At 33.6% G+C, this 9921-nt stretch carries 11 protein-coding genes and 2 pseudogenes; 9 read left to right on the top strand and 4 right to left on the bottom strand.

Annotation, left to right across the window (positions count from 1 at the left end; genetic code table 11):
- The 5 genes and pseudogenes from C568_RS33980 to C568_RS34990 all read left to right on the top strand — a co-directional run.
- A pseudogene (locus C568_RS33980) lies at positions 1–149 on the top strand (IS6 family transposase); the annotation flags it as partial.
- 488 nt (positions 150–637) lie between these two features.
- Positions 638–1288: a Type 1 glutamine amidotransferase-like domain-containing protein gene (locus C568_RS0129665; protein WP_018783662.1), complete on the top strand. Its 651-nt coding sequence runs from the start codon at positions 638–640 to the stop codon at positions 1286–1288.
- Between the two features lie 309 nt (positions 1289–1597).
- On the top strand, positions 1598–1960 hold the full coding sequence (locus C568_RS0129660; protein WP_006097206.1) for a DUF3796 domain-containing protein: 363 nt from the start codon (positions 1598–1600) through the stop codon (positions 1958–1960).
- Positions 1950–2150, top strand: a complete 201-nt coding sequence (locus C568_RS0129655) for a helix-turn-helix transcriptional regulator (protein WP_018783661.1) — start codon at positions 1950–1952, stop codon at positions 2148–2150. The genes C568_RS0129660 and C568_RS0129655 overlap by 11 nt, the downstream gene beginning before the upstream one ends.
- Positions 2151–2718: 568 nt before the next feature.
- Positions 2719–2868: a hypothetical protein gene (locus C568_RS34990; protein WP_002174157.1), complete on the top strand. Its 150-nt coding sequence runs from the start codon at positions 2719–2721 to the stop codon at positions 2866–2868.
- A gap of 392 nt (positions 2869–3260) precedes the next feature.
- Here the strand turns inward: C568_RS34990 and C568_RS0129645 are convergent, their stop codons facing one another.
- The 3 genes from C568_RS0129645 to C568_RS0129635 form a co-directional block, all read right to left on the bottom strand.
- Entirely contained in the window at positions 3261–3626 is a 366-nt protein-coding gene (locus C568_RS0129645; protein ID WP_006096975.1) for a carboxymuconolactone decarboxylase family protein, read from the bottom strand.
- A gap of 336 nt (positions 3627–3962) precedes the next feature.
- Complete coding sequence (locus C568_RS0129640) at positions 3963–4136, bottom strand: hypothetical protein (protein ID WP_006096976.1); 174 nt, start codon at positions 4134–4136, stop codon at positions 3963–3965.
- A gap of 142 nt (positions 4137–4278) precedes the next feature.
- Positions 4279–4902: a TetR/AcrR family transcriptional regulator gene (locus C568_RS0129635; RefSeq protein WP_196813671.1), complete on the bottom strand. Its 624-nt coding sequence runs from the start codon at positions 4900–4902 to the stop codon at positions 4279–4281.
- A 117-nt stretch (positions 4903–5019) separates the two neighbouring features.
- Here C568_RS0129635 and C568_RS0129630 point away from each other — a divergent pair, with 117 nt between their 5' ends.
- Positions 5020–7248: an MMPL family transporter gene (locus tag C568_RS0129630; RefSeq protein WP_018783659.1), complete on the top strand. Its 2229-nt coding sequence runs from the start codon at positions 5020–5022 to the stop codon at positions 7246–7248.
- A gap of 109 nt (positions 7249–7357) precedes the next feature.
- Here C568_RS0129630 and C568_RS33975 read toward each other — a convergent pair whose 3' ends face one another.
- Complete coding sequence (locus tag C568_RS33975) at positions 7358–7522, bottom strand: DUF4021 family protein (protein ID WP_018783658.1); 165 nt, start codon at positions 7520–7522, stop codon at positions 7358–7360.
- A gap of 546 nt (positions 7523–8068) precedes the next feature.
- Here C568_RS33975 and C568_RS0129620 point away from each other — a divergent pair.
- The 3 genes and pseudogenes from C568_RS0129620 to C568_RS0129610 form a co-directional block, all read left to right on the top strand.
- Complete coding sequence (locus C568_RS0129620) at positions 8069–8332, top strand: transcriptional regulator SplA (RefSeq protein WP_006096981.1); 264 nt, start codon at positions 8069–8071, stop codon at positions 8330–8332.
- Positions 8329–9357 carry a spore photoproduct lyase gene (gene splB / locus C568_RS0129615; protein WP_018783657.1) on the top strand — a complete coding sequence of 343 codons (1029 nt, stop codon included), beginning with the start codon at positions 8329–8331 and terminating at the stop codon, positions 9355–9357. Before C568_RS0129620 ends, splB begins: the two co-directional genes overlap by 4 nt.
- A 109-nt stretch (positions 9358–9466) precedes the next feature.
- A pseudogene (locus C568_RS0129610) lies at positions 9467–9921 on the top strand (IS6 family transposase); the annotation flags it as partial.

Below are 9921 nucleotides of genomic sequence, written 5' to 3'. Positions count from 1 at the left end.
TAGGATTCAAATCGTATGAAACAGCCACTTCTATATTGAGCGGCGTTGAAGCCATGCATATGATGAAAAAAGGACAACTTAACCTACAGGTGAAGTCTGCTCAAAATGAAGTTGGGTTCATACATAAGTTATTTGGAATTGCATCATAATCTGTCATTGAATAGGCCATGTAGGTTCTATATCTCTATCAAATGGTTTTTGCACCAGAACCTCTTTTAGTTTGTCTGAGAGGGTATAATAAGCTTATATGAGGTTGGTTTTATAGGGGTCACTATATAATTCTGGGGAAATTGTACGCTAAGGAGTACAAATCCTTACAGCATTCTTTAAAGGTGCATACATGTTCAAAAAGATAAAAATATAAGTTTAATTGAACATTGATTTGCTTACACACTTTATGAACACGATTATAGCTAGAAAACGTTGATATTATTGAGTTTAATCCTCTGTTCATAAACTTACGAGTTTTGGAACAAACGACAACTTCTATTAGAGTAAGCTATAATAAAGTTGAGGAAGAATTTTTTTAGATTGTTCAGCAATCGGGCCATATTGAGAATATTGTGTTGGTGACAAGAAAACAGAATGAGTAACGCAGGAAATTAATGTTATTTACACTTTACTACGGGAGGTACTTATGAAAACTCACTATTATTTAGGTTGGTTTAACAATTTTTTTCCAGAGAATCTGGGCAGGGTGTTACAGGAGGATATAACTGATAGAAAATCGCTTGTTATGATTAGCTCGAATCCATTTTCTTATGAAGATGATGGTGCTACTGAACGATCGTGGCTTGACCAGGCCGGCATTATATTTGATGAATATCATTTAATTAATTATCGCGTACAGAAGGAAGAGGCCCAAACGTTAATTCAAAATGCTTCAGTCATTTTCTTGTTGGGTGGAAATATTCTTAAACAAAATGGTTTTTTGATGGAATATGAATTGTCGGATTTGATTAAAAAAAGCAGAGCCGTTGTGATGGGAGCAAGCGCTGGTGCGATAAATATGTCCGCTAAATGGTTATGCTCGAAAAAATTTGGAGATGAAATAAGCTCTGTTTACGACGGAATCGGCCTTGACGATTTTTCCGTCCTGTCTCATTTTGATCTTGAAAATAACATTGCGCTGGTTCAAAGCGAACTGTCTCCCTTATCGGAAGAAATGAATATTTATGCGTCGAACAAAGATTGCGCCGTACGTACAAAGGGAGACAAAATCGACATTTTTGGCAATGTATATTTAATTTCCCACTCAAAGATTCAGAAATTGGATGAGACGCTCTAGTTGTGGTGAATAGCTATGGCTTGATTGAATTAATTTCTTTATGCAAAGCTTCTATTTTAAATTTAGTGAAGGAGAACTACGCAAAATAGGATTGTTTCTTCGTTATCCAGAAAGCATAGATGTGCAGCTGTGGATTTGAAAGAAAGTTGAATCGTTTATAACAAAGATTAACCGTTTTAAAAAAAGATTAACTGTTTATAAAAAAGTCGTACTGTTTTATAGAAATGAACCATAGGACCTTTTTATTTCTTAATCTATGTGATATATTTTTATCATAAAGAGCGAAATATATCACACAGGAGGGATTATATGAAAAATAAATTATCTTATTTGGGGTTTCTCGGTTTTTTTGGCTTTTTAAGCCCGTTCTCATTTTTAGGTGATTATTCATCGTTTGTAGGTTATTTTTTCGGTTTCTTTTTCTTCTTTTTGTATGCAAAGGTTGTGCCCGATGAGCTCTTTATACAGCATGTTCGTATCGCCGCTACAAGAGCATTTTTCGTAGCACTCATACTGGGCATTATAGTAACATTAAGTGTTTTGATTTTGGAAAATTTAGATGTAATTAGATTCCTTGTTACAATTTCGCTTTTCATACCATTCGGTACATTCCTAATTAGTCTTGAAATATTTGAACATAGAGAAAAGAAAGGGATGCAAGATGCCAATTAAGACTCGAATGAAAGAATATAGGGTAAGGCTAAATATGTCTCAAGAAGATTTAGCTAACAAGGTTGGTGTTAGAAGAGAAACGATTGGTAATCTCGAAAATGGTAAATATAACCCTTCATTCAAACTTACTTATGATATTGCGAAAGTTTTAAAAGCACCTATTGAAGTTCTGTTTTGGTTTGAAGAATAAGTTAATTTTAGTGCAAGTAAGTCAATTTTCCTATTAAACATTTCTAGGAGTTTTAATCAGACTTTGTTATAAAAATTAATTTTATATTTCTAACACGAAAATCCATTTTGATCAATCTTTTTTTCAAAATGGATTCTTTTTACTTATCGTAAAATATGAGGTTGCGAGGTGTTTTTGATTAAACTTTATTTCAAAGCTACAGCAGAACGTTCTTCCGCAATCGGGGCACGATTGTTGCAGAAAAGTATTTAAGGGGTGGCGATCGCCATCTCCTTTTTATTTGGAACCTGTGCAAAATAACACTTAAAATAGGTGTAAATTACCTCCAAAAATGACAAGTACCATGTGACTTGTTTCAAAGAACCATCCCAATAGGGTTTACTCTATTGAGATTGTGAAGTTTCCTACTTAAACTAACGGGGCAGGTTAGTTTAAGTAGGAAATATTTGGATTAAGATAGATGTAAGTAGAAAAACTAATAAAGTAATAAGGTTTACTTCAGTAAAATAAGGTATATTATATTTGTTGAATAGATTCTCTTTAAAGACAAGAAAAGTAGGTGAACAAAGTGGGAAAATATCAATTGGATTACAAAGGTCAGGTAGCTGTGACAAAGTTTCATGAAAAACAGACGCCTGCCAAATTTGATAAAAAGCAGCAACTTGAAAAATTGCGTGCGGAGTATTTGAAAAAGAAGCAAAAACAAACAGATAAATAATATGTTACGTTTTTCTGAATTTTCTGCATGTGGTGCAAACAAACACAAGAAAATAGGTAAGTTATTCATCGTTCGAATATATACAGGCTATTTTTTCAAACCTCTTACTTAATGAACTAACGCATGCGTTAGTTCATTAAGAATAACTAAAAAAGTCGATTCCTTGAGTGAAGTGGCCCCTCATACCCAGAATCGTTGCCGTACCCCTTATCTTTTATGGTCTGCTTTTGCTACATATTTATCTTGGACAATTTACAGCATGAATTGATAAATTACAAAAACTTGAGCATAATTAAAAATGCTCAAGTTTTTGTATTGTTTGGTTTTTATCAAGAAAATGTAATAAATACAACCCAAAAAATTAAACATGTTTTTAACAATATCTTGGATAGTCACTGCTTTAATTCATTTAACTCTTGCATACATTCTTGAACAAGTGTGACCGCCTGACTCATGGTAGCTCCCCCGCCAAATGCAGCTGTTACGCCAATGATCTCAAGAATTTCCTGCTCTGAAGCTCCTTGATCTATACATCCTTTAGTGTGATAAATAATGCAATACTCATCCTGAGAGTAAAGGCTTATCCCTAAAGCAACCAATTGTTTTACTTTTTTTGATAATGTACCTTCTTTAAAGCATTCCTCTGTAAAAGAATTAAACTGTTCAGCCAGTTTTGGCATTTTTTCCGTAAATAAACCCAACCCATGTTTATATTGAAGAAGTGCAGATTCAGTAGTATTTCTACCTTCAAATTCCATATTTAATCAACCCCATTTCTAGTATTTATAAAACATACGTTAGTATGAGCTTAAAGTACTTTGATTAATCATGTTTGACATTATGTAATTTAGGGGGGCATCTTTACTTTTCAAAAATAATTCTTCTAAAATAAACAGATAAATTTTATATATATTCATATAAAAGTTCTTGTACATCAATTCAATCATTCAATAGAAATAGTAAGATTTTTTGTATACATGTATAGCGTATGACTACCTTCTCAGCATAATATATACCTAATTTAAATTTTCACATGAGCATATCTAAGTTTTTGGTATAGAAAAGGCAAGCATTTAAATATGCTTGCCTTCGTTCTAACGACGATGCTCGACTAAATCAATTACCCCTAAAACAACATGAGCTAAACCAAATCCAAATACCGTATTAGCAATCATCTTATTAGAACCACGTGTCTGCTTAAGTGCATAACCTGCAGCTGTGACCGCTGTACCTAATGCAGTTGGAATTAATCCTTCACGAATATCCATCGTAATATCCTCCTAGCATCGTAGTTAGTAAAACATGTAGTATTTCACAATAAAATACTAACATAAAAATTAGTATGGTCGCTTTTTATATAAATATGTAAACACCAATATCAAGGAAATATATATAACTAAAAATCCTGAATTAATGTCCCAATCCATTCCAATAAAAATCTACAATGCTTACAGCTAAATCATCTATATTGGCAATCAGTGGCTTTTGATTTACATCTTTGTAATCACCTAAGTATAGCAAAGCAACAAAGGCATGAGTACTTAAAAGCGAGTGCCCTTTAGGGATTTCACCTTTTTGTATCGCTTTGTGTATTGCTTGATCCAATACTTCGTACATTTTATCTTCAGCTTTTTGCATTTGTATTAAGTGATTCTCTGAAAGAGATATTTTTGCATCTTTCATGAAACTCTTGATATCAATGTTCAGTGTTGCGGTTAAATGAACTTTTGCAACATCAAGTAATCGCTCCTTAAGCGGCTTACTTGTTGAAAGAATTTTATGCATATTATCTCTAATGCGTGCCATCATTTGAATCATTGTATCCGTAAAAAGATCAGCTTTTGTAGCATAGTAATAATAAACAGTTGCCTTTGTTACATCGCACTCTTTTGCAACATCTTCCATAGAGACAATTTGATAACCTTTACTTAAAAACAGCTTTGTAGCAATATCAACAATTTTATCTTTTGTAGATTTTGTATTTTTATTTTGAGGTGGTCTTCCTAAAGGACGTTGTTTTTGTTCCAATATCATTCTCTCCTGACTCTTCATAATTTAAAATATTATAACATATCAGTTGAATAGCACTTGATTAATTAACTAACCAGTATATATAATTAATTCTAAAATTAGTAAGAAAGGTGGAATATTATGAAAAAACATCCTCTTTATACATGGGGGAAATATGTCGGTGGACCAAAAGCAAGGTGGATTACCCTTTTTGTATGGGTCTTGTTGACACTTGTTTTATCGTTTACTTGGCCAGCTGTGAATACCGTTGAAGATGAGACAGCCCCTAATCTTCCTGAAACGGCTATGTCACAACAGGCTAATAATATAATTAAGAAAGAATTTCCGAATGATTCAGGAAACCCTGTGCTTATTGTTTGGCATAAAGATGAAGGTTTAGAAGAGAAGAATTTTAAGAAAATTCAAGATACTTATCAAAAACTTAGAAATTCGCCATTAAAGGGGCAATCAACGTTACCACCTTTTGATACCATACCGCACCAAGCGTTAGCAAAAAATGTTTCAGAAGATGGTACGTCTCTTGTAACTCCTGTGTTTTTTGATAAAACTGTAGGGACAGATATGCTGCAGGAGAATATGGCTGAACTGCAGATTGTCATAAAGAATACAGTGGAAGATGATCCATTTAAAAGAAAGATTTCTGATTCTGGTTTGCATGTACGTCTATCAGGGCCAGTTGGTATTCAGACTGATGCAGTAAGCATATTTAGTCAGGCTGATGTGAAATTATTGGTTGCAACTGTATTACTTGTTTTAGCTTTACTTATTCTTCTTTATCGTTCACCGCTATTAGCAATCTTACCTTTAATTGTAGTTGGGTTTGCTTATGGAATAATTAGTCCAACTTTAGGTTTTTTAGCTGATAAAGGATGGATTACTGCTGATGCGCAAGGAATTTCAATTATGACTGTACTATTATTTGGAGCTGGTACGGATTATTGTCTATTTCTAATTTCAAGATATCGAGAGTTTCTTCTTGTGGAGCGAAATAAATTTAAAGCGCTACAGCTTGCAATTAAAGAATCAGGTGGAGCTATCATTATGAGTGCTCTTACCGTTGTAGTAGGATTAGGTACTCTATTACTTGCTCATATAGGTTCTTTCCATAGATTTGCAGTACCTTTTAGCGTGGCTGTTTTCCTTATGGGAATCGCTTCTTTGACAATTTTACCAGCATTATTAGCTATTTTGGGGAGAGTAGCATTTTTCCCATTCATCCCAAGAACAAGAGAAATGAATGAAGAATATGCTAAGAAAAAAAAGAAAACAATCAAGGTAAAGGAATCGAAAGGGTTCTTAAGCAAAAAACTTGGAGATCTTGTTATTCGTAAACCATGGACAATTATCCTGCTAACACTATTCTTATTAGGTGGATTGGCTTCATTTGTTCCACGTATCCAATTTACGTATGATTTAATAGAATCATTTCCAAAAGATATGCCTTCACGTGAAGGATTTAATTTAATCTCTGATCATTTTTCACCTGGTGAGTTAGCACCTGTACAAATTGTTGTTGATACAAAAGGAAAAGATGTACCTGTCAAAGAAGAATTAACAAAACTTTCTTTTATAGATCAAGTAACAGAACCAGTGCAAGGGAAACAGAATAATCAATTACAAATGTTTGAAGTTTCAATAAAAGATAATCCGTATTCTATTGAGGGGATGAATAAAATCCCTGAGTTAAGAAAAAGTTTGAAACAGGTAATGAAAAGTGCTGAAATAAGTGATGCTAATAACCACATATGGATTGGAGGAGAAACGGCTACATTATACGATACGAAACAAACAACTGAACGTGATCAAAATGTGATTATTCCTGTTATGATTGGTATTATCGCATTATTATTACTTGTATATTTACGTTCTGTTGTGGCGATGATCTACTTAATTGTAACAGTGGTATTATCATTCTTCTCTGCATTAGGGGCAGGATGGTTACTACTTCACTATGGTATGGATGCTCCTGCAATACAAGGAGCGATTCCTCTATATGCATTTGTGTTCTTGGTAGCATTAGGAGAGGACTATAACATATTTATGGTTTCTGAAATATGGAAAAACAAAAGAAGCCAGCCACAGCTTGAAGCAGTCAAAAACGGGGTGGTTCAAACAGGTAGTGTTATTACGTCTGCTGGTTTAATCTTGGCAGGAACATTTGCTGTATTAGCTACTTTACCAATCCAAGTACTTGTTCAATTTGGTATTGTTACAGCAATAGGAGTACTACTGGATACATTTATAGTAAGACCTCTTCTTGTTCCTTCACTTACAGGCGTTTTAGGCCGTTTCGCTTTTTGGCCTGGAAAGATTCGGAAGAAGGAAGAGACAAAAAAAGTAGATGCTTGATAATATAATAAAATAAAAAAACCAAGGAAACTTTGATTTCCCTTGGTTTTTTTATTAGGAATAAAGTATGTATACAAAATAAAAGTAGTATCTAAATATTAATTATTTTTCAAATTTCCGTTTTTTGGTGTTCTTTGTCTTCAATATCAGTTTCTGGCATTCCGTACAATCCATTCATGGCTTGTTCTACTGGCTGAAGTCCAGTTTTAATAGTATCAGATTTTAAGTTTTTTGAGTTGTTACTCTTTTCTTTTTTAGAATGTGGAAAATTCATTTTTATACCTCCAAACACTAAATTTTTAAAAAATAAAAAGCGTATGAAAGAGTTTGGCAGATAAACAAATTATCTGCCAATTGAATGACCAATTATTTGAGCTATTAATGTAATAGCATATACATAGTATGTCATCTTTTCTAGAAAATATGATAGCTAAGGAATCATCAATACCTGGATCTCCAAATAATAGTACTTTCTTCAAAATATGTCTTCCTTCTTAGATAACCCAATTTTATAAAAAACTTATAACATGTCTATGCAGGATGTTCTCTTTAAATCTAAAATTTCTTGAAAAAATATTATAATTACATCAATTTTCTATAGTCTAAAACATTTTCAATTGCCCCTGGTTGAAAAAAAGAACACCAAAAGAAAGAATTGAATTAAATCTATTGATTTGCAACGAAGTATGTCCCACATGGGTTAAATCAATTAGCTAAACGCTTTTCCATAATAAAGAAGACATAATTTTAGGCACTAAAGATAAAAATTTAATAATGAATAACTGTACCCAATAGATTTTATAAAAGAAAAGGTGATGGAATGGAACTGTTTAACGAAGACAAAACTTATCATGCTGGAGATATTGTCTATGTTTTTTACCGAAACCCCCACACCCAGGATGTAGCAAATATACAAGCAGCAGCCGTTGTAAATAACCCTGAAAATCCAAATGAATTAGCTTTATTTCTTTATGAAACTTATTATCCATTATCAAATGAAATGGCTGTTTATTCTACAGAAGAAGAGGCAAATCAAGCTTACAATTACTATTATGGAGATGCTTTAGAGGGGATATTAGAATGAATAATCCATTTATACCTAAGCTAGTATACTTTGAACCAAATGCATTAGATTATCCGTTAGGAAGAGAACTTCAAGAAAAATTCAAAAAAATGGCTGTAGAAATTCGGTATACCACCTCACATAACCAAGTGAGAGATCTCCCAGGAGAAAATGATTTTCAAAAGTACAGGGTAGCAAAATCTACCCTTGTCGTTGGTGTGAGAAAGACACTAAAGTTTGACACCTCAAAGCCTTCAGCTGAGTATGCTATTCCCTTTGCAACAGGGTGTATGGGCCATTGTCATTATTGCTATTTACAAACAACGATGGGTAGTAAACCATATATCCGTACTTATGTAAATGTGGCCGAAATTCTTGAGGCTGCTGACAAATATATCGAGAAACGAGCACCTGAACTGACAAGATTTGAAGCATCCTGTACATCTGATATTGTAGGGATTGATCACTTAACTCATACTCTTAAGCACGCAATAGAGCATTTTGGAGAATCCGAGTATGGAAAATTGAGGTTTGTTACTAAATTTCATCATGTAGATCACTTACTTGATGCAAAACATAACGGGAAAACAAGATTTCGGTTTAGTGTAAACGCTGACTATGTTATTAAAAATTTTGAGCCCGGCACCTCTCCCCTAGCAAAACGGATTGAGGCCGCTGGAAAAGTAGCAAGAGCCGGGTATCCACTTGGGTTCATTGTGGCCCCTATTTATCTGCATGAAGGTTGGCAGGATGGGTACTATCATATGTTTGAACGTCTTGATGCTGAATTACCACTTGATGCACGTGATGATATCACATTTGAATTTATTCAACATCGATTTACAAAGCCTGCCAAACGAGTAATTGAAAAAAATTATCCCATGACAAAATTAGAATTAGATGAAGAGAAAAGAAGATATAAATGGGGGAAATATGGAATTGGAAAATACATTTATCAAAAAGAAGAAGAAGAAGATATAAAAAGTTATCTTTATTCTTATATGGAGAAATTCTTTCCCAATGCAAAATTAGAATATTTCACATAGGAGATACCATTCACTTTACAAAAAGCATATGGAAATTTATTTTAAAGGCTATATCGGTGTTTCAAGGACGTTCTGTTGCAAAGTTTTTTAAATGAGTCTACACTCTAGAAAAAGGGGCTTATCCGTTGCTCATACAACGATTATGCCTTGGGTTCATCAGTATGGTCCTGAATTAGACAAAAGAATCCGTCATCATCTCAAGCAAATCAATGACTCTTGTAGAGTCGATGAAACATATATCAAAGTAAAAAGTCAATGGATGTACCTGTATCGTGCTGTCGATTCGAAAGGAAATACCATCGATTTTTACCTAAGCAAAGCAAGAAACCACAAGGCTGCAAAGCGATTCTTCAAGAAAGCTTTGCAGTCTTTTCATATTTCTGAGCCTCGTGTCGTGACAGTCGATAAGAATCCAGCTTATCCTATAGCAGTTGAAGAATTGAGAAAAGAAAAAAAGATGCCATTAGGCATCCAACTAAGGCAAGTGAAATATCTCAATAACATAGTGGAACAAGATCATCGGTTTATTAAAAAGCGAGTTCGTTCGATGTTAGGATTGAAATC

The organism is Bacillus sp. 95MFCvi2.1, from assembly GCF_000374965.1.
Taxonomy (GTDB): domain Bacteria; phylum Bacillota; class Bacilli; order Bacillales; family Bacillaceae_G; genus Bacillus_A; species Bacillus_A pseudomycoides.
Note: the sequence above shows the minus strand (reverse complement) of the source record. Positions and strands in the feature narration are given on the sequence as shown.

Coding starts and splice junctions, on each gene's coding strand:
- C568_RS0129665 (WP_018783662.1), top strand. CDS start 638: ATGAAAACTCACTATTATTTAGGTTGGTTTAACAATTTTTTTCCAGAG.
- C568_RS0129660 (WP_006097206.1), top strand. CDS start 1,598: ATGAAAAATAAATTATCTTATTTGGGGTTTCTCGGTTTTTTTGGCTTT.
- C568_RS0129655 (WP_018783661.1), top strand. CDS start 1,950: ATGCCAATTAAGACTCGAATGAAAGAATATAGGGTAAGGCTAAATATG.
- C568_RS0129645 (WP_006096975.1), bottom strand. CDS start 3,626: ATGGAATTTGAAGGTAGAAATACTACTGAATCTGCACTTCTTCAATAT.
- C568_RS0129640 (WP_006096976.1), bottom strand. CDS start 4,136: ATGGATATTCGTGAAGGATTAATTCCAACTGCATTAGGTACAGCGGTC.
- C568_RS0129635 (WP_196813671.1), bottom strand. CDS start 4,902: ATGATATTGGAACAAAAACAACGTCCTTTAGGAAGACCACCTCAAAAT.
- C568_RS0129630 (WP_018783659.1), top strand. CDS start 5,020: ATGAAAAAACATCCTCTTTATACATGGGGGAAATATGTCGGTGGACCA.
- C568_RS33975 (WP_018783658.1), bottom strand. CDS start 7,522: ATGAATTTTCCACATTCTAAAAAAGAAAAGAGTAACAACTCAAAAAAC.
- C568_RS0129620 (WP_006096981.1), top strand. CDS start 8,069: ATGGAACTGTTTAACGAAGACAAAACTTATCATGCTGGAGATATTGTC.
- splB (WP_018783657.1), top strand. CDS start 8,329: ATGAATAATCCATTTATACCTAAGCTAGTATACTTTGAACCAAATGCA.